The organism is Pseudomonas sp. Irchel s3h14 (assembly GCF_900187425.1).
GTDB lineage: Bacteria > Pseudomonadota > Gammaproteobacteria > Pseudomonadales > Pseudomonadaceae > Aquipseudomonas.
Window position 1 is genome coordinate 112,977 of record NZ_FYDJ01000003.1, and the last position, 19,011, is coordinate 131,987.

A 19,011-nucleotide genomic window follows, 5' to 3' on the forward strand; every position below is an offset into this window, starting at 1 on the left:
GGAATGCAGCCCGGGACGCTCCGCGTCCCTTCCAGAGCCGAACGCGGAGCGTCCGTTGAGGCATTCCCACGCAGAGCGTGGGAACGATCATCTGCGTCACTGCTGCAGACCTGTCTAGACAATCCCATCCGTCGCAACAATTGGATATAAAAGTCTGTTTGTCATTTCTTCTGCTGTATCCTCCCCAAGCTTTTTAAAAGCGCGGATCTACCAGATCTATCAACAGACTTTGCGAGGAGCGCGATATGCACGAGATACCTAATCTCCCCTTCCCAAGCCTGCACGAAACTGAGCAGACGCCCACGCAACAAGCCGGTGCCCAACAGCCCGAGCCAAAAGAAGCCACTGAACGCCGCAAGGCCGACAGCGAAGACTGATTCACCTGCAATGCCAGACCGTGTGGAAAGCGCTAACATGCGCTTTCCACACCGCCTGAACCCTTGAGCCCCACCATGACCGACGACTTCACCCCTCCTTTTGATGAAGAGCTGCAGGCCAGCGTTCTGATCGGCACCACCGAGAAGATGATCGAGATCTGGAATCGCCTTTCCCCCGAGAAACGCGCCGCGCTGCTCGCCCGTTTCGGCAGCGAAGAAAACGCCTTGGCCGCCCTGGTCACCACGCACCTGGTCGCTCCCGCCAAACCCTGATTCATCCCCGCCCGGCAAATAGTTTTACTTTTTCCACGACCCGTAGCCGCTCGCGCCGCTATCATAAGCAGCCTATCTATCCTGCTTTCCCGTGGATCTTTACCCATGTCTGAAAACCAGCGCCCCCTGGCGGTCACGCTGCAAGTCGTTTCCATCGTCCTGTTCACCTTCATCGGCTACCTGAATATCGGCATTCCCCTGGCCGTGTTGCCGGGCTACGTCCACAGCGATCTGGGTTTCGGCGCGATCATTGCCGGCTTGGTGATCAGCGTGCAATACCTGGCCACCCTGCTCAGCCGTCCGTATGCCGGGAAAATCATCGACAACAAGGGCAGCAAACTCGCCGTGATGTACGGCCTCGCCGGCTGCGGTTTGAGCGGCGTGTTCATGCTGATTTCGGCCTGGACCCAGAGCCTGCCGACCTTGAGCCTGATCAGCCTGTTGATCGGCCGTCTGGTGCTCGGCAGCGCGGAAAGCCTGGTGGGTTCCGGTTCGATCGGCTGGGGCATCGGCCGGGTCGGCGCGGCGAATACCGCCAAGGTCATTTCCTGGAACGGCATCGCCAGTTATGGCGCACTGGCGGTCGGCGCACCGCTGGGCGTGCTGCTGGTGAATCAGCTGGGCTTGTGGAGCATGGGCGTGAGCATCGTGTTGCTGGGCGTCCTCGGTCTGGTGCTGGCCTGGCCGAAAACCGCCGCACCGATTGTGGTCGGCGAGCGTTTGCCGTTCATGCATGTGCTCGGTCGGGTGCTGCCGCACGGTTGCGGTCTGGCGCTGGGCTCCATCGGTTTCGGCACTATCGCGACTTTCATCACGTTGTATTACGCCACGCAGCATTGGGACAACGCGGTGCTGTGCTTGAGCCTGTTCGGTGCCAGCTTCATCGGTGCGCGGCTGCTGTTCGGCAACCTGATCAACCGCCTCGGCGGCTTTCGCGTGGCGATTGCCTGCCTGTCGGTGGAAACACTGGGGCTGTTGCTGCTGTGGCTGGCGCCGGACGCTCATTGGGCATTGGCCGGTGCGGCGCTGAGCGGGTTCGGTTTCTCGCTGGTGTTTCCGGCACTGGGCGTGGAAGCGGTCAACCTGGTGCCGGCCTCCAGTCGTGGCGCGGCAGTCGGGGCTTATTCGTTGTTCATCGATTTGTCGCTGGGGATTACCGGGCCACTCGCGGGTGCGGTTGCCGCCGGATTCGGCTTTGCCTCGATTTTCCTGTTCGCCGCGATTGCCGCGTTGAGCGGTTTGGCACTGAGCGTTTACCTGTACCGGCAGGCGCCGAAGCACCTCAATGAAAAGTACCGGGAAGAACGCCAAGCCCGCTAAAAATCGACCTTGCCACGCCCGGCCTTGATGCTGCCGCGTTTGGTCTTGGATTCGAGCCGACGCTTCTTCGAACCGAGGGTCGGTTTGGTCGGACGACGTTTCTTTTCGACCTTGGTGGCACTGAGGATCAACTCGGTCAGCCGCTCCAGCGCATCCGCGCGATTGGCTTCCTGCGTGCGGTATTGCTGGGCCTTGATGATCAACACCCCTTCGCTGGTGATGCGACTGTCGCGCAGCGCCAGCAGCCGTTCCTTGTAGAACTCGGGCAAGGACGAGGCCGGAATGTCGAAACGCAAGTGCACCGCGCTGGAGACCTTGTTGACGTTCTGCCCACCGGCGCCCTGGGCACGGATGGCGGTCAACTCGATCTCGGCATCCGGCAGATGCACGTTGTTGGATATCACCAGCATGGAAAAGCGTCCGGATTCAGGGCGCTCAGGATACCGCGAATCAGATACTCAGCACGTCAAAGATCCCCTGTGGGAGCGGGCTTGCTCGCGAAAGCGGTGCATCAGGCAATGTTGATGTCGACTGACGCACCGCTTTCGCGAGCAAGCCCGCTCCCACAGGGGATTTGTGTAGATCCCGAAAACTACAAACCCGGCACATGGCCGGGTTTGTTGTTTCTGCGCTTTGCACTTACTTGGCAGCGGAACCCGCAGCCTGCAGCGCATGCCGGTCACGACGCTTGTTCTTGATGCCGTAGCAAATCCACATGAACGCGACCCACACCGGAATCGCATACACCGAGATCTGGATGCCCGGGATCAGCAGCATCACGCCAAGGATGAACACCACGAACGCCAGGCAAACATAGTTCCCGTACGGGTACCACAGGGCCTTGAACAGCGGCGTCTGTTTGGTCTTGTTCATGTGCTGGCGGAACTTGAAGTGCGAGAAGCTGATCATCGCCCAGTTGATCACCAGGGTGGCAACCACCAACGACATCAACAGTTCCAGCGCGTTTTGCGGGATCAGGTAGTTCAGCAATACGGCAATCAATGTCACCGCCGCCGAAGCAAGGATCGAACGCACTGGCACGCCGCGTTTATCGATCTTCGACAAGGCTTTCGGCGCATCGCCCTGCTCGGCCATGCCCAGCAGCATACGGCTGTTGCAGTAGGTGCCGCTGTTGTACACCGACAGCGCCGCGGTCAGGACCACGAAGTTGAGGATGTGCGCAGCGGTGTCACTGCCAAGCATCGAGAACACTTGAACGAACGGGCTGCCGCTGTAGGAATCACCCGACGCGTTCAGGGTCGCCAACAGGCTGTCCCATGGCGTCAGCGAAAGCAGGATAACCAACGCACCGATGTAGAAAATCAGGATCCGGTAGATCACCTGGTTGATGGCTTTCGGGATCACGGTTTTCGGCTTGTCGGCTTCCGCTGCGGTGAAACCGAGCATTTCCAAACCGCCGAAGGAGAACATGATAATCGCCATGGCCATCACCAGGCCGCTGACACCATTCGGGAAGAAACCGCCGTGGACCCACAGATTGGTCACCGACGCTTGCGGGCCGCCGTCGCCGCTGACCAGCAGGTAGCTGCCGAGCGCAATCATGCCGACGATGGCCACGACCTTGATGATCGCGAACCAGAACTCGGCCTCACCAAAGACTTTGACGTTGGCCAGGTTGATCAAGTTGATCAGGACGAAGAAGCCGGCTGCCGAGACCCACGTCGGGATGTGTGGCGCCCAGTAGTGGATGTATTTGCCGACCGCGGTCAGCTCCGACATGCCCACCAGAATGTACAGAATCCAGCAGTTCCAACCCGACAGGAAGCCGGCGAAACCGCCCCAGTATTTATGGGCGAAGTGGCTGAAGGAACCGGCCACTGGCTCCTCGACGATCATTTCACCGAGCTGGCGCATGATCATGAAAGCAATGAAGCCGCAGATGGCGTAGCCGAGGATCATCGACGGGCCGGCGGATTTCAGGACGCCGGCCGAGCCGAGGAACAGCCCGGTACCGATCGCGCCACCGAGGGCGATCAGTTGAATATGGCGATTTTTCAGGCCGCGTTTCAGCTCGCCTGAATGCGAGTTTTGTCCACTCATGAAAAGGGTCTCACGCAAGGTTTGATGATGTTCGTTAGACGTTGCTGCTCGGTTGCGATTTCAAGCAGCGCCGATCAAACCCCAGCGAAGGCAAAAGGAGTTCAGCGTTTTTACAACGGTCATGCGTCACCTGTTTGTTTTTATCTGTGACGAAATCGAACCCGACACGCTTGTGGCGCGGCGGAGTGAACAAGGCGGATAGCCTTGAGGTTTGCGCAGATGCGCAGGAGGTCACAGTTAAAACGCGGCGCATTGTACACCTGTAACCCCCTGCTGCCAGACACCACTGGATCAGCGTGTCATTTGCCGGGATTGCCTGTGTCCGCCTCGAGGGTCTCGGGCGACTGCAAAATTAGAGTCAGACCTTTGCAGGTCATCGACGGGAGCGACGGAAAAATCGCTCCACGGGGAGAGATGGAGATGAGTCACGGCGTACATTGCGCCTCCTTCTTGTTATGCACCTGCACGACAGGCATGGGGCGCATCTCACCCTTCAACCGCGCCTGAAACAAGCGCGCCAGAGCCCTGCGCAAGGGCTAATTGGCTGTTGGGCGGAAGGTTTTCCTTACATCCCTTCCGCAAGCGTCAAACCATGGGCTTTGAGACTTGATTTCGTCAGGTTTTCTTTACATGCCGTAACGTAAATTTGCCGAATCAGATCTGGCTGTAGGTTGACTGCAAATTGACGGTAGGACGTTTCCTTAGGAAAAGGTCGAGTTAGTTTTTTGTTTTTTATCAACTAATTGCCTAAGTAAAAATAGAATAAAAAGTTCAAACAAATCTTATTTGATTATTTTTTTGCATTTTGAAAACCTCTGAACTAGGTTTTCAGCGACTTGCCGAGACGCATCAATCAGCAAGTTGGCGGGTTATTCAATGACTGAAAACGCGCCGCAGCACTTACCGAAAAAGTCATCAAGGAGATTCACAATGCAAGCACTTGAAAAAGACTTGGAAACTGAACTGCAACTGGACGATTGGTTTGAAGCACCGACCCATGAAGCCGCCGTTGAAATGATGCAAGCCGATGCGGTTGTTCCGTTCGGCACGGCGATGTGGCCTCTGTAAGACATCCCGGCAGGCACGATCCGGCCGGTGGTGCCTGCCACTTTTTCTCGGTTTGTCAGGGAGGACTACATGGATAAGCAACGCGCCATTTCGCATTTCCTTTACTACCTCGAACATCACCCCGCCCTTGCCGGTATCAACCCGGCGAAGGTCTTGCTCGGCCACACGGCTGATTACCAGGCACTGACGAGCGCCATCGCCGAACAGGCCGGTGACAGCCCACGGTTCAGCTTCAGCGCAATGCGACTGGACCTGGAACCTACGGAATTGCTGGCCCAGGCGATTGCCGACAGCGATCTGTATATTTTCTTCTACGACTCTTCCACCCTGCCCAAGCCACGCCCCGACGGCCCGGAATTTGTCCGTGCGCTGCAAGGCGTCATGGCCGAGAACTGGAAGAAGTCGCTGCTGTTCAAGGATTACGGCGATTACTTCTACGACACGTTCAGTGTCACCCCGCAGCGCATTGCCGGGTTGAACAGCCACTTGATCCAGCGCATGTCCCACGCCACCACGTTAAGTTTCAAAGATGATCACGGTTCGTGGTTCGAAACACCGTTGAGCAGTATCAAGAAGTGGACCGACATCAACGGTGTCGGCAACTTCGATCTGGCGCCTGGTGAAATTGCCACGCACAGCGAGGCCATTAACGGCCGGGTCAAGTTCATGGGGACTTTTCTCAGCACCATCCCATTTGCCCGCAAATACGGGGTACTGGAGTCGCCGCTAGAGTTGTGGATCGAGAACTCGACCATCAGCAAAATCGCCACCGATGTGCCGGGGCTGGAACATGACTTCAACAAGTACCTGGAGGCCAATCCATCCAATCGGCGCATCGAGGAGTTGGGGATTGGCACCAATGAAGGCGTTAAGGCGTTGTATGCGCGTAATGCAGGGTTTGAGGAGCGCCATTGCGGGCTGCATCTGGGATTGGGGGGTGGCGCGAAGGGTAGCCATCATCTGGACCTGATCTTCTCCAGCGGCGTGTTGGCGCTGGATGATGAGCCGGTGTTTGATGGGCGGTTTGTGTTCTAGCGGCCGACGCTTTCGCGGGCAAGCCTCGCTCCTACAAGGACACCGCCGATCCTGTAGGAGCGAGGCTTGCCCGCGAAGGGGGCCGCACAAACACCACAGAGCTTATGCCGAGGCAAAAAAAACGCCAACCCGAAGGTTGGCGTTTTTTTATGGGGCGCTTACCGATTACTCAGGCTTGCGACGACCGAAGCCCGGACGCTGGCCCGAACCGGCTGGCGCACCACGGCGTTTGCCCGATGGCGCGTCTTTGTCGACCAGAACGATGCCTGGACGCTTCTTCGCTGGTGCCTTGGCCGGGCGCTTGGTGTCGGAAGGACGATCTGCCACCGGCGTACCGCGACCCGACTCACCACGAGACTCGCCACGACCGGCTGGAGCACCGCGATCGCTACGACCACCGCTTGGTGCACCACGGCCTTCGCCGCGCTCGGTGCGACCATTGGCCGGACGTGGCGTGCGTGGACCGCGCTCGCCGTCAGCACGAGGTGCTGCTGGCTTGCGGGCTGGACGCTCGCCTTCGATATGCGGTTCACGGGTATCACGCGGCGTAGCAGCGGTCTGGTTACCGATGGCTGGACGCAACGAACGCACGCGCTCGGTCTTGCCCATCGGACGCGACGATTTACGCTGCATGCGGTCGAGCTTGTCTTTGCTCTTGGCATTCATCTGCGGCATGGCCACAGGCGTCAGGCCAACTTCAGCACTCAGAATGTCGACTTCGTACTGGCTCATTTCGCGCCAGCGGCCCATCGGCAGGTCGGAGTTGAGGAACACCGGACCGAAACGCACGCGCTTCAGACGGCTGACCACCAGGCCCTGGGATTCCCACAGACGACGGACTTCGCGGTTGCGACCTTCCATCACCACGCAGTGGTACCAGTGGTTGAAACCTTCGCCACCTGGCGCCTGCTTGATGTCGGTGAACTTGGCCGGGCCGTCTTCGAGGACGACGCCTGCTTTCAGACGCTCGATCATCTCGTCATCGACTTCGCCACGCACACGTACCGCGTATTCACGGTCCATTTCGTAGGAAGGGTGCATCAGGCGGTTGGCCAGTTCACCGTCGGTGGTGAACATCAGCAGGCCGGTGGTGTTGATGTCCAGACGACCGATGTTGATCCAGCGACCCTCTTTCGGGCGCGGCATCTTGTCGAAAACGGTCGGACGGCCTTCCGGATCAAGGCGGGTGCAGATTTCGCCGTCCGGCTTGTTGTACATGATCACGCGGCGTACCGACTCGGCGGCTTCTTCGCGCTTGATCACCTTGCCATCAATGGTGATGGCGTCGTGCATGTCGACGCGCTGCCCGAGGGTGGCGTCTTTGCCATTGACCTTGATGCGGCCGTGGCTGATCCAGGCTTCTACGTCACGGCGCGAGCCGACGCCGATACGGGCGAGGACTTTCTGCAGTTTTTCGCCTGCTGGGCCGATTTCCTGGTCGTCTTTCTGGTCGTTGATACTCATCTGGGCACCTCCCGGTGTGGTCTGTTCAGGCCTGGCCTGAAGAGTTGAAAGCTGGTTCTCGGGCGAAGGGATCGCCGGAGGGTCGCGAATCATACGCTCATGGGAGCGTTCGCGCATCAGAGACTAGCTGATCAATGGCGACTTACCTGTATTTCCGCCGACCGGCTTTGTGTAGGAGCCGAGCTTGCTCGCGATGACGTCGGCACATACAACATCAAATTGACTGGAAGACCGCTATCGCGAGCAAGCTCGGCTCCTACAGTTTTGGGGTGCAGGCCACTCTGCGTGGGAACGATCAGTCATGTTAATCGTCTTCGAATTCACGGCGTTCGGCCTCGATCGCTTCGGCGAGGGCCCGGGCTTCGGCTTCTTCGTCGCTCAGCTCGGGCTCGGGCTTGTGTTGTTCAAGGGCGGCAACGGCGGCCAGGAGTTTTTCGCGAGCCTCGGCAACGCCAAGCACATCATCTTCTTGCTCTTCTTCGACCGTGGCTTCGGGCTCGACCTGAAGTTCAACTTCGATGTCAGGTTCAGATTGATCCACGACCTCTTCGGTCTCGCTCACCTCACCATCGCGCAACAGATCATCGAAATCGGTTTTGAGCCCCTCCTCCATGGTGTCCAGTTCCAGCAACAACGTGTGGAAACTGGTTTCTTCCTTCGGCTCTTCCGGCTCGGCGCTGGCATCCGCCAGTTCCTGCAACCCGGCAGGCACTGGTGCGTCATCAAAGTCGAGCACCGGATCAGGCTCCAGCTCGCGCAATTCGGCCAGCGGTGGCAAATCGTCGAGGTTTTTCAGATTGAAGTGATCGAGAAACGCCTTGGTGGTCGCAAACATCGCCGGCTTACCCGGCACGTCGCGGTAGCCGACGATGCGGATCCACTCGCGCTCCAGCAAGGTTTTGACGATGTGACTGTTGACCGCCACGCCCCGCACGTCTTCGATCTCGCCCCGGGTGATCGGCTGGCGATAGGCGATCAGCGCAATGGTTTCGAGCATGGCGCGGGAATAGCGCTGCGGCCGCTCTTCCCACAAACGTCCTACCCACGGCGAGAACTTTTCGCGGATCTGCAAGCGATACCCGGAGGCCACTTCCTTCAGCTCGAAAGCCCGGCCGTCGCAGGACTTGGCGAGAATCGTCAGGGCTTTCTTGAAGACCGGCGGCTCCGGCCGCTCGCCCTCTTCGAATAGTTCGAACAGGCGTTCAAGCGATTGCGGTTTTCCCGAGGCCAACAGAAAGGCTTCAAGCAGTGGCGCCAGCTCGCGGGGTTCAGTCAGGTTCATGATTCAACTCGTTATTCGGCTCGGGCCCGCACGTGGATCGCTGCGAACGGCTCATTCTGCACCAGCTCGACCAAGGATTCCTTGACCAGTTCGAGAATCGCCATAAAGGTTACCACCACCCCCAGACGTCCTTCTTCAGCGGTGAACAGCTCGGCAAAGGGCACGAAACCGCCGCCCTTGAGGCGCTCCAGCACATCGCTCATGCGTTCGCGCGTGGACAGCGCTTCGCGGCTGACCTGGTGACTTTCGAACATGTCGCCACGGCGCAACACTTCTGCCATGGACAACAGCAGCTCTGAAAGACGCACGTCTGGCAACAGCTTGCGTGCCCGGGCTTCCGGGGCGTCGAGCTTGGGGACTACCACGTCACGACCCACACGGCTCAGGCCATCGATGCCTTCGGCTGCAGCCTTGAAGCGTTCGTACTCTTGCAAGCGGCGGATCAGTTCGGCGCGGGGATCGTCTTCTTCGGCCTCGATTGTTTCGGCACGCGGCAACAGCATCCGCGATTTGATCTCGGCCAGCATCGCGGCCATGACCAGGTACTCGGCGGCCAGTTCCAGACGCACCGATTGCATCAACTCGACATAGCCCATGTACTGACGGGTGATTTCCGCCACCGGGATGTCGAGGATATTGATGTTCTGTTTGCGGATCAGGTACAGCAGCAGGTCGAGGGGGCCTTCGAAGGCTTCAAGGAAGACTTCCAACGCGTCCGGTGGAATGTACAGGTCCAGCGGCATTTCCATGACCGCCTGGCCATAGACCATCGCGAAGGGCAGCTCTTGCTGGGCTCCGGCCTGACTGTCGACAACGGGTTCTACTGCAGACATCTACGCCTCAGCCATGAACGGCGTCGGGTCGCCGCAACCAACGCGGATCACTTCCGGCTCGCCGTCGGCGAGGTTGATCACGGTGGACGCCTTGATCCCGCCGAAACCGCCGTCGATGATCAGGTCGACCTGATGCTCGAGCAACTGACGCATTTCGTAAGGATCAGTCATCGGGTCGGTGTCGCCGGGCATGATCAGGGTCACGCTCATCAGCGGTTCGCCGAGTTCTTCCAGCAGCGCCAGGGCAATCGGATGGCTCGGCACGCGCAGGCCGATGGTGCGTTTTTTCGGGTGCAACAACAGCCGCGGGACTTCGCGGGTGGCGTTGAGAATGAAGGTGTAAGGCCCCGGCAGGTGAGCTTTAAGCAGGCGGAAGGTGCCGGTATCGATCTTGGCAAACAGCCCCAGTTGCGACAGGTCGCTGCAAATCAGCGCGAAGTTATGCTTTTCGTCCAGCTGTCTCAACCGGCGCACGCGCTCCACGGCATTCTTGTCGCCGATCTGGCAACCAATGGCGTAGGACGAGTCTGTGGGGTAAATCACCACCCCGCCGCTGCGGATGATCTCGACAGCCTGTTTGATCAGGCGCGCTTGCGGGTTTTCCGGATGAATCTGGAAAAATTGACTCACATTCTCTACCTGTTCAGACGGCGGCAATAATTGGGTCATGTTTGAATCGACACCACAGTGGTGGCAGATCCTCCGGAAGCGGGCGGTATTCACCGATCTCGGACCAGCCTCCAGGGCCATGAAAATCACTGCCGGCGCTGACCAGCAGACCGAATTCACGGGCGAGAATCGCCAGGCTGCCCACTTGCTCGGCGGGCTGATGGCCATTGACCACTTCGATAGCGTGGCCCCCTGCTTGAATATAGTCGGCAATCAGCCGGCGACGTTTGCTGCGAGTGAAATCGTAGTGCCACGGATGCGCCAGGCTGACCCAGGCCTTGGCGGCGCGCAGGGTTTCGACCGTGTCTTCCAGGGTCGGCCAGTGTTGCTTGACGTCCCCCAGCTTGCCGGCACCCAGCCATTTGCGGAACGCTTCGGCGCGATCCTTGACGAAACCTTCACGCACCATCCAGTCGGCGAAATGCGGGCGGGCCGGCGCATTGCCGCTGTCGCCCAGTTCCTGCTGGATGGCCCGAGCCCCTTCCAGCGCGCCCGGCATGCCTTTCAATGCCAGTTTTCGGCTTATTTCTTCGGAACGTAGCCAGCGGCCATCGTGCAATTTAGCGATGGCCTCGACCAACGGCGCGGCGTTGACGTCGAAACCATAGCCCAGCACGTGAATGGTCGCGCCGCCCCAGGTGCAGGACAATTCGACGCCGTTGACCAGTTGCATCCCCAGCGCGGTCGCCGCACTGCGAGCCTCGTCGAGGCCCTCGAGGGTGTCATGATCGGTCAAGGCCAGGACTCGCACGCCTTTCTCGAACGCACGCGCAACCAGTACTGCAGGCGCGAGAGCGCCATCGGAGGCCGTGCTATGGCAGTGCAAATCAACATTCACAGGACTTTTTTACCTCAATTCAGCTGGCGCTATCGCGCGCCCATATGTTTGTTATTATGCCGCCACATCCTGCTTCTGGCTGCCACTGTGAAACAATTCATCGATTTCATCCCGCTTCTGCTGTTCTTCATCGTCTTCAAACTCGATCCACAGGTCGTCGATATCGCCGGTCATGAGTTGACTGTAGGCGGTATTTACAGTGCCACCGCCATGCTGATCATCAGCTCCCTGGTGGTTTACGGCACGCTGTTCATCAAGCAGCGCAAGCTCGAGAAGAGCCAGTGGCTGACCCTCATCGCCTGCCTGGTCTTCGGCAGCCTGACCTTGGCGTTCCACAGCGAAACCTTCCTGAAATGGAAAGCCCCGGTAGTGAACTGGCTGTTCGCCCTGGCGTTCATTGGCAGCCACTTCATCGGTGAGCAACTGCTGATCAAACGCATCATGGGCCACGCGCTGACCCTGCCGGAGCCGGTCTGGACCCGTCTGAACATCGCCTGGATCGGGTTTTTCCTGTTTTGCGGTGCCGCCAACCTGTTCGTCGCGTTCACCTTTCAGGAATACTGGGTTGACTTCAAAGTCTTCGGCAGCCTGGGCATGACGCTGCTGTTCCTGGTCGCCCAGGGCATTTACCTGTCCCGCCACCTCCACGACGCCGATACCACAACGCCAAAAACCGAGGACTGACATGCTTTACGCAATCATTGCCACAGACGTCGCCAACTCCCTGGAAGCCCGCCTGGCCGCAAGGCCTGCACACCTTGAGCGCCTGCAAGTGCTCAAAGGTGAAGGTCGCATCGTTTTGGCCGGTCCACACCCGGCGGTCGACAGCAATGATCCGGGCGCTGCGGGTTTCACCGGCAGCCTGATCGTCGCCGAATTCGACTCCCTGAGCGCCGCCCAGGCCTGGGCCGACGCCGATCCGTATATCGCTGCAGGCGTCTACGCCAACGTTTCGGTCAAGCCGTTCAAGCAAGTCCTGCCTTAATATCCCTCCAGCGCGATGAACCTTATCGGTTCATCGCGCTCTCAACGCTCATTATTCTCGTTTACCGGCCGACAACCTGCCCAATACTCGTATTGGAATCAGGAGTGGCGATGCGCAAAGGTCCGTTGTGTCTGATGTTGGTGACGTTGTCGATTGTGGCCCCTGCTCACGGTGAAGAAAGCGCCGAGGGCGGTAATTCCACACCACTGTCCCTGAGCGCCGGCAGCCAGATCACCGAGTTGCAACAGCGCTTGAAGGTAAGCGAACAGCAACGAGAAGAACTGAGCAAACAACTGCAAAATACCGATGCCGAACGCGAAAGCGCTCAGTTGAGCCGGTTGCGCCAAGAGAATCAGCGCCTCAAGCTGCAACTCAAGGAAGCTCAGGCCAGCAGCCCGCTGCCGCGTCTGTTGACCGATCAGCAACAGTGGTTCGTCATTGGCGCCGGAGTAGCGCTATTGGCGCTGCTCTGCGGTATCTTCGCCAGTGGTGCCACCAGAAAACGTAGGCAATGGCTAAATTGAGTGAGTCATGAGCGAGCTGTTATTAATTGATGATGACCAGGAGCTGTGTGAGCTCCTGAGCAGTTGGTTGAGCCAGGAAGGCTTCCAGGTCCGCGCCTGCCACGATGGTCAGAGCGCCCGTCGCGCACTGGCCGAAACATCGCCGGCAGCCGTGGTACTGGACGTGATGCTGCCGGACGGCAGCGGCCTGGAGCTGCTCAAGCAATTGCGCAGCGATCACCCGGACTTGCCGGTGCTGATGCTCTCGGCTCGCGGCGAGCCGCTGGACCGCATCCTCGGCCTGGAACTCGGCGCCGACGATTACCTGGCCAAACCGTGCGACCCACGGGAACTGACAGCCCGCCTGCGCGCCGTGTTGCGCCGCAGTCATCCGGCAGCAGTCTCCAGTCAGCTCGAACTGGGCGACTTGTGTTTCAGTCCGGTGCGCGGCGTGGTCAGCATCGATGAACAGGAATTCACCCTCACCGTCTCCGAAAGCCGTTTGCTCGAAGCCCTGCTCAAGCAACCCGGCGAGCCGCTGGACAAACAGGAACTGGCGCAAATCGCCCTCGGCCGCAAGCTGACGCTGTACGACCGCAGCCTGGACATGCACGTCAGCAACCTGCGCAAAAAGATCGGCCCGCACCCCGACGGCCGCCCGCGCATCGTGGCCCTGCGCAGCCGCGGCTACTACTACAGCCTCTGAAATCCAACGCAAACCTTCGTAGCAGCTGTCGAGCCCCAGCGAGGCTGCGTTCGGCTGCGCAGCAGTCGTGAAATCAGCCGCCGCGGTTCTTCAGGAAAAACCGCGCTCTCAGGGTTTACGACGGCTTCGCCGCCGGACGCAGCCTCGCAGGCTCGGCAGCTGCTACACGGGTCATGTGTGTCCAAAAGGTGGTGGAAGTGTCAGGTCGATGCAAACTCGTCTTTACCCAAGCTTTACGCTTCGCTGACCGCCGCTGACCTTGATCTCCGTAATCTGTACTCATCCGGAACGTACCGGGAACGAGACAAGGAGATTCACCATGCGCAAGACTCTTATCGCTCTGATGTTCGCTGCCGCCCTGCCGACCGTTGCCATGGCCATGCCTGAAGGTGCCGGCCCGATGGACGGCTCACGCCATGGCGGTCAGATGCACGGCATGCACGGCAAAGGCCCGTACAGCCAGCTGGACCTGAGCCGCGAACAGCGCGAACAGATCCGCAAAATAATGGGCGAACAGATGCATGAGCGTAAGCAAGTGGTCGACAAGTACCTGGAAAAACTCTCGCCAGCCGACCAGAAAGCCATGAAAGATGAAATGGCGGCCAACCACAAGAAAGCTGAAGCCGACGTGCGTGCCTTGCTGAAACCGGATCAACAGAAGCAATTCGACGAGATCCAGAAAAAACAGGCTGAGCGTCGCGCCGAATGGGCCGAGTTCAAGGCCTGGAAAGCGCAACAGCCGCAAAAGGCGCAATAATGCGTTAACCCCGGACCCGAACGGCTAACACCGTTGGGTCTGATTCCACTCAGTTTAATGTGGGAGCGGGCTTGCTCGCGAAAGCGGTGTGTCAGATACGGAGATGTTTACTGATACACCGCTTTCGCGAGCAAGCCCGCTCCCACATTGGATTTGTGTTTGTTTGAGGATTTTCTGTGCGCTCATTGTTCTGGCGTATTCTGGCCAGTTTCTGGTTGGCCATCGCTCTGGTTGCAGGGCTCTCCATTCTGCTGGGGCACATGCTCAATCAGGACGCGTGGATTCTCAGTCGCCATCCCGGCCTCAATACCTTGGCCGAACAGTGGACCCAAACTTACGAATCACAGGGTGAAGACGCGGCCCAGGACATTCTGGAACAGCGCAAGCGCCAGTATCACATCGACGTTCAAGTGCTCAACGAGAGCGGTGATCCGGTAGTGCGCGGCACCTTCCCACGCAGGGCGGCTGCCTTCGAAGCGCGGCAGAACAACGATGATCGCCGCCTGCCATGGCGTCGTCTGACCGCGGAATACACCAGCGAAAAAACCGGCGACACCTACCTGCTGATCTATCGAATTCCGCACCCGGAACTGGACTCATGGCATCGCGAAAGCCTGCTCTGGCCATTGAGTGCGCTGGGGATCGCGCTGGTGGTGCTGACCTTGTTCAGCCTGTTCGTGACGATGTCTATTACTCGCCCACTCAACCGCTTGCGAGGCGCGGTGCATGATCTGGGGCAAACCACCTACCAACAAAACAGCCTGGTAAAACTGGCCAACCGGCGCGATGAGTTCGGCGTGCTGGCCAACGACTTCAACCGCATGGGCGCGCGCCTGCAAAGTTTGATCGGCAGCCAACGGCAGTTGCTGCGGGATGTGTCCCATGAGCTGCGTTCACCGCTTGCCCGGTTGCGCATTGCCCTGGCTCTGGCCGAGCGGGCCAACCCGGAAGAACGGGAAAAACTCTGGCCGCGCCTCACTCGGGAGTGCGACCGGCTGGAAGCGCTGATCAGCGAAATCCTGGTTCTGGCGCGGGTCGATGCCGACAACGCCAGCGCTGAAGAGGTTGATCTCAATGCGCTGCTCAACACGCTGCAAAAGGATGCTCAACTGGGTTCGCCGGAGCAGAACGTACACCTTGAGGCCGAGCCGCAGCTGAACCTTAAAGGCTGGCCGACGATGATCGAGCGCGCCGTCGACAACCTGCTGCGCAATGCTCAGCGGTTCAACCCGGTGGGGCAATCGATTGAAATGCAGGCGGTGCGTCAGGGCGAGCGGATTGTGGTCAGTGTGCGTGACCATGGACCGGGCGTAGAGGCTGCGCATTTGAGCCAGTTGGGTGAGCCGTTCTATCGGGCGCCGGGGCAGACGGCGGCTGGGCATGGTTTAGGGTTGGCCATTGCGCGTCGTGCGGCGGAGCGTCATGGCGGGAGTCTGGTGCTGGCCAATCATCCCGATGGCGGGTTTATCGCCAGCCTGGAATTGCCGTTAGTGCCGGGGGCGGTGGTCCAACCCTGACCCCCTGTGCGAGCAAGCCCGCTCCCACATTTGAACGGTGGTGTCAGGCTTTTCCGGGCCACACGCTGACGAACTCGGCCAAATCAACCTTCTCCGCCACGCGCGGTTCCTTCTGCGGCGTGCCGAGATAAAGAAACGCAATCACCTCTTCCCCTTCAGCCAGCCCCAAGCCCTTGGCCACATGCGCCGAATACGCCAGTTCACCAGTGCGCCACACCGCGCCAATCCCTTGCGCATAAGCCGCCAGCAAAATCCCGTGAGCCGCACAACCCGCCGCCAGCAATTGTTCGGACTTCGGATATTTAACGTGATCCTGCAACCGGGCGATCACCACAACCACCAGTGGCGCGCGCAGTGGACCGTTACGCGCCTTGTCCAGCGCGGCCTCGGACACCTCACTGTCCTGCAGCTTCGCCGCTTCTGCCAGCAACTCGCCCATTTGCTCGCGCGCCGCGCCTTCGACTGTCAGGAAGCGCCAAGGCTGCAAGTGGCCGTGGTCTGGCGCTCGCATCGCAGCGCCAAACAACACTTCGCGTTGTTCTGCGGTCGGTGCCGGTTCGAGCAGTCGTGGAACGGAAACACGGTTGAGCAAAGCGTCGAGAGCCTGCATCGGCCACCTCCTGAAAAAAATGTTTGGCTATTCTAGCTGCAACTGCGCAGGCGGCGCCGGTTTACATGCCCTGCCTCACAGGTAGAATGGCGCCCTTCCCTATTTCAGCCCGAGCGGACTTCATGGCGTTGCCGACCTTACGGATTATTGGTTTCATCATCGGCATCTTCCTGATCACGCTGGCCATCGCCATGGTCGTGCCCATGGCCACGCTGGTGATTTTCGACCGCACCAGCGACCTGCCGTCGTTCCTCTGGGCGAGCATGATTACCTTCGTCGCGGGTTTGGCCCTGGTCATCCCCGGTCGTCCCGAACACATTCACCTGCGTCCGCGAGACATGTATTTGCTGACGGTCAGCAGCTGGCTGGTGGTGTGCATCTTCGCCGCGCTGCCGTTCCTGCTGACCCAGCACATCAGCTACACCGACTCGTTCTTCGAAAGCATGTCCGGCATCACCGCCACCGGGGCGACGGTGCTCACGGGCCTGGACACCATGTCCCCTGGCATTCTGATGTGGCGCTCATTGCTGCACTGGATCGGCGGCATCGGCTTTATCGGCATGGCGGTAGCGATTCTGCCACTGCTGCGCATCGGTGGCATGCGGCTGTTTCAGACCGAGTCGTCGGACCGTTCCGAAAAAGTCATGCCCCGCTCGCACATGGTGGCGCGTTTGATCGTTGCGGCCTACGTCGGCATCACCATTATCGGCAGCCTGGCGTTCTGGTGGGCCGGGATGAGCCCGTTCGATGCGATCAACCACGCGATGTCAGCGATTTCCACCGGCGGTTTCTCAACGTCCGACCAGTCACTGGCCAAGTGGCCGGAGCCTGCAGTGCATTGGGTCGCGATCGTCATCATGATTCTTGGTGCCCTGCCGTTCACCCTGTATGTAGCGACCTTGCGCGGTAACCGCAAAGCACTGATCAAGGATGAACAGGTTCAGGGGCTGCTCGGCATGTTGCTGGTGACCTGGCTGGTGCTCGGCACCTGGTATTGGTGGACCACCCAGCTGCATTGGCTGGAGGCGTTGCGGCATGTGGCGCTGAACGTGACCTCGGTGGTGACGACCACAGGATTTGCGCTGGGGGACTACAGCCTCTGGGGCAATTTCTCGCTGATGCTGTTCTTCTATCTGGGCTTTATCGGCGGCTGCTCGGGCTCGACCGCTGGCGGGATCAAGATTTTCCGCTTCCAGGTCGCGTACATCCTGCTCAAGGCCAACCTTAACCAGTTGATTCACCCGCGCGCGGTGATCAAGCAGAAGTACAACGGTCACCGTCTGGACGAAGAAATCGTGCGTTCGATTCTGACCTTTTCCTTCTTCTTCGCCATCACCATCTGCGTGATCGCGCTGCTGTTGTCGCTGCTCGGCGTGGACTGGATGACCGCCCTCACCGGCGCGGCCGCCACGGTGTCCGGCGTCGGTCCGGGACTGGGCGAGACGATTGGCCCGGCGGGCAACTTTGCCACCCTGCCGGACGCCGCCAAGTGGATTCTCTCGTTCGGCATGCTGCTGGGCCGACTCGAGATCATTACGGTGTTTGTTCTATGTATTCCGGCGTTCTGGCGTCACTGACAGGCGCAGCCGCGCCCATCAGCCGCGTCCGGTACTCGCCGGGGGTGGCATCGAACCAGCGTCGGAAAGCGCGGAAGAAGTTGCTCGGATCGGCGAACCCCAGCAGGTAGGCAATTTCCAGCAGGGTCATGGTCGGCTGCGCCAGGTATTGCTCGGCCAGTTCGCGTCGCGTGTCGTCGAGCAACGTCTGAAAACTCGTGCCCTCTTCCTGCAAACGTCGCTGCAAGGTGCGTTGCGACAGGTGCAGGATTTGCGCCACGGTATCGCGCTTGGGTTCGCCCTGGGGCAGCAAACGGCATAGCACCTGCCGCGCCTTGTGGGTCACGCGACTCTCGGAAAACCGTGCCAGGTACTCACCGGCAAACCGGTCATGCAACAGCGCCATCGCCTCGTTGGCGGTAGGCAGCGGTGCTTCCATGTCCGCGCGCTCGAAAATCAAGGCGTCATACGGCGCGTTGAACACCAGCGGCGCATGGAAGGCTTGTTTATAGGGTTCGAGATCGACGGGTTCATCGCCCTGCACCAACACCTTGCGCGGTTGCAGGGTGCGCCCGGTCAACCAGCCGCACAGCGCCAGGGCACAGGCCAGTGACGCTTCGGCACTCTGCCGGGTCGGTGGCAGATGGTCGCCGTGGACCGTCAGAATCAGCGCATAACCCTCATCCAGCAATCGGAAACTCAGGTCGGCACTTTCCGCAATGATTCGCTGATAACGCACCAGCCGTTGAAAGCCTTCGGCCAGGGTCTGGCTGGACATCAAGGCGTAGCCCGCCACATGGAAGGAGGCCGGTCGCACCACCTTGCCCATGTTCAGGCCAATCGCAGGGTTGCCGGACAGCTCAACCGCGCGCTGCCACAGGCGTGTCATGGAATCTTGCGGGAAGCGCGCGTCCGGATCGTCCAGTGCCGCGTAGTCGAGCCCCAGCTGTTTGAACATAACCCGGCAATCCAGGCCGTCCATCTCCAGTGCTTTGACAATCCCCATCGCCCAGCTTGCAGAAGTCGTTCGTTCGCTCATGTCGCCCACTTACATGATGAGCCGCATGCTACGGCCAATTTCCGAAGGATACTAAAGTGGCGCCCATTGTCACTGGCTGATGCCAATGATCACTCTAGACTCAAATAAGCTACCCGCA

21 protein-coding genes are annotated in these 19,011 nt (G+C 59.6%); 12 read left to right on the plus strand and 9 right to left on the minus strand.

Annotated features, from left to right (window positions below):
* Positions 1 to 245: 245 nt before the first annotated feature.
* The 3 genes from CKW16_RS32455 to CKW16_RS07165 all read left to right on the plus strand — a co-directional run bounded on the left by CKW16_RS32455 (position 246) and on the right by CKW16_RS07165 (position 1,970).
* Entirely contained in the window at positions 246 to 377 is a 132-nt protein-coding gene (locus tag CKW16_RS32455) for a hypothetical protein (protein WP_008156098.1), read from the plus strand.
* A gap of 75 nt (positions 378 to 452) precedes the next feature.
* A complete protein-coding gene (locus CKW16_RS07160; protein ID WP_056742154.1) occupies positions 453 to 650 on the plus strand; it encodes a hypothetical protein in 198 nt (65 codons plus the stop codon).
* A 105-nt stretch (positions 651 to 755) separates the two neighbouring features.
* Complete coding sequence (locus CKW16_RS07165; RefSeq protein ID WP_095127802.1) at positions 756 to 1,970, plus strand: MFS transporter; 1,215 nt, start codon at positions 756 to 758, stop codon at positions 1,968 to 1,970.
* Here CKW16_RS07165 and arfB read toward each other — a convergent pair.
* Together arfB and CKW16_RS07175 are read right to left on the minus strand one after the other, a co-directional pair.
* Positions 1,967 to 2,380, minus strand: coding sequence for an alternative ribosome rescue aminoacyl-tRNA hydrolase ArfB (gene arfB, locus CKW16_RS07170; protein ID WP_008010994.1), 414 nt, complete (start codon positions 2,378 to 2,380; stop codon positions 1,967 to 1,969). The genes CKW16_RS07165 and arfB overlap by 4 nt on opposite strands.
* A 229-nt stretch (positions 2,381 to 2,609) precedes the next feature.
* A complete protein-coding gene (locus CKW16_RS07175) occupies positions 2,610 to 4,031 on the minus strand; it encodes an amino acid permease (RefSeq protein WP_056742158.1) in 1,422 nt (473 codons plus the stop codon).
* Between the two features lie 930 nt (positions 4,032 to 4,961).
* Here CKW16_RS07175 and CKW16_RS32270 point away from each other — a divergent pair.
* The gene (locus CKW16_RS32270; RefSeq protein WP_010461921.1) at positions 4,962 to 5,099 is read left to right on the plus strand and encodes a hypothetical protein; all 138 of its coding nucleotides are present in this window, start codon (positions 4,962 to 4,964) and stop codon (positions 5,097 to 5,099) included.
* A 69-nt stretch (positions 5,100 to 5,168) separates the two neighbouring features.
* Positions 5,169 to 6,134 carry a leucyl aminopeptidase gene (locus CKW16_RS07180; protein WP_095127804.1) on the plus strand — a complete coding sequence of 322 codons (966 nt, stop codon included), beginning with the start codon at positions 5,169 to 5,171 and terminating at the stop codon, positions 6,132 to 6,134.
* Positions 6,135 to 6,299: 165 nt separating this feature from the next.
* On the opposite strand, the gene rluB is transcribed toward CKW16_RS07180, so the two are convergent.
* From rluB to CKW16_RS07205, 5 genes are all read right to left on the minus strand, one after another.
* Positions 6,300 to 7,598 carry a 23S rRNA pseudouridine(2605) synthase RluB gene (gene rluB, locus CKW16_RS07185; RefSeq protein WP_008156114.1) on the minus strand — a complete coding sequence of 433 codons (1,299 nt, stop codon included), beginning with the start codon at positions 7,596 to 7,598 and terminating at the stop codon, positions 6,300 to 6,302.
* Positions 7,599 to 7,902: 304 nt separating this feature from the next.
* Positions 7,903 to 8,880: an SMC-Scp complex subunit ScpB gene (gene scpB / locus CKW16_RS07190; protein ID WP_095127805.1), complete on the minus strand. Its 978-nt coding sequence runs from the start codon at positions 8,878 to 8,880 to the stop codon at positions 7,903 to 7,905.
* 11 nt (positions 8,881 to 8,891) lie between these two features.
* Positions 8,892 to 9,590, minus strand: a complete 699-nt coding sequence (locus tag CKW16_RS07195) for a ScpA family protein (protein ID WP_176471533.1) — start codon at positions 9,588 to 9,590, stop codon at positions 8,892 to 8,894.
* A 123-nt stretch (positions 9,591 to 9,713) separates the two neighbouring features.
* The gene (locus CKW16_RS07200) at positions 9,714 to 10,343 is read right to left on the minus strand and encodes an L-threonylcarbamoyladenylate synthase (RefSeq protein WP_033056081.1); all 630 of its coding nucleotides are present in this window, start codon (positions 10,341 to 10,343) and stop codon (positions 9,714 to 9,716) included.
* Between the two features lie 13 nt (positions 10,344 to 10,356).
* Positions 10,357 to 11,220: a PHP domain-containing protein gene (locus tag CKW16_RS07205; protein WP_095127806.1), complete on the minus strand. Its 864-nt coding sequence runs from the start codon at positions 11,218 to 11,220 to the stop codon at positions 10,357 to 10,359.
* An 87-nt stretch (positions 11,221 to 11,307) separates the two neighbouring features.
* On the opposite strand from CKW16_RS07205, the gene CKW16_RS07210 reads away from it, so the two are divergent.
* The 6 genes from CKW16_RS07210 to CKW16_RS07235 all read left to right on the plus strand — a co-directional run bounded on the left by CKW16_RS07210 (position 11,308) and on the right by CKW16_RS07235 (position 15,688).
* Entirely contained in the window at positions 11,308 to 11,904 is a 597-nt protein-coding gene (locus CKW16_RS07210; RefSeq protein WP_095127808.1) for a septation protein A, read from the plus strand.
* Position 11,905: 1 nt separating this feature from the next.
* On the plus strand, positions 11,906 to 12,205 hold the full coding sequence (locus CKW16_RS07215) for a YciI family protein (RefSeq protein WP_008156126.1): 300 nt from the start codon (positions 11,906 to 11,908) through the stop codon (positions 12,203 to 12,205).
* Between the two features lie 110 nt (positions 12,206 to 12,315).
* Positions 12,316 to 12,729: a translation initiation factor 2 gene (locus CKW16_RS07220; protein ID WP_095127809.1), complete on the plus strand. Its 414-nt coding sequence runs from the start codon at positions 12,316 to 12,318 to the stop codon at positions 12,727 to 12,729.
* A gap of 7 nt (positions 12,730 to 12,736) precedes the next feature.
* Positions 12,737 to 13,414: a response regulator transcription factor gene (locus CKW16_RS07225; RefSeq protein WP_027922300.1), complete on the plus strand. Its 678-nt coding sequence runs from the start codon at positions 12,737 to 12,739 to the stop codon at positions 13,412 to 13,414.
* A 319-nt stretch (positions 13,415 to 13,733) separates the two neighbouring features.
* Positions 13,734 to 14,171, plus strand: a complete 438-nt coding sequence (locus CKW16_RS07230) for a Spy/CpxP family protein refolding chaperone (protein WP_095127810.1) — start codon at positions 13,734 to 13,736, stop codon at positions 14,169 to 14,171.
* A 176-nt stretch (positions 14,172 to 14,347) separates the two neighbouring features.
* Complete coding sequence (locus tag CKW16_RS07235; protein ID WP_095127811.1) at positions 14,348 to 15,688, plus strand: cell wall metabolism sensor histidine kinase WalK; 1,341 nt, start codon at positions 14,348 to 14,350, stop codon at positions 15,686 to 15,688.
* A gap of 43 nt (positions 15,689 to 15,731) precedes the next feature.
* Here CKW16_RS07235 and CKW16_RS07240 read toward each other — a convergent pair whose 3' ends face one another.
* Complete coding sequence (locus CKW16_RS07240; protein ID WP_046046438.1) at positions 15,732 to 16,298, minus strand: NAD(P)H nitroreductase; 567 nt, start codon at positions 16,296 to 16,298, stop codon at positions 15,732 to 15,734.
* 122 nt (positions 16,299 to 16,420) lie between these two features.
* On the opposite strand from CKW16_RS07240, the gene CKW16_RS07245 reads away from it, so the two are divergent.
* Entirely contained in the window at positions 16,421 to 17,875 is a 1,455-nt protein-coding gene (locus CKW16_RS07245) for a TrkH family potassium uptake protein (protein WP_095127813.1), read from the plus strand.
* On the opposite strand, the gene CKW16_RS07250 is transcribed toward CKW16_RS07245, so the two are convergent.
* Complete coding sequence (locus CKW16_RS07250) at positions 17,832 to 18,893, minus strand: AraC family transcriptional regulator (protein ID WP_218244049.1); 1,062 nt, start codon at positions 18,891 to 18,893, stop codon at positions 17,832 to 17,834. The genes CKW16_RS07245 and CKW16_RS07250 overlap by 44 nt on opposite strands.
* Positions 18,894 to 19,011 lie beyond the last annotated feature (118 nt).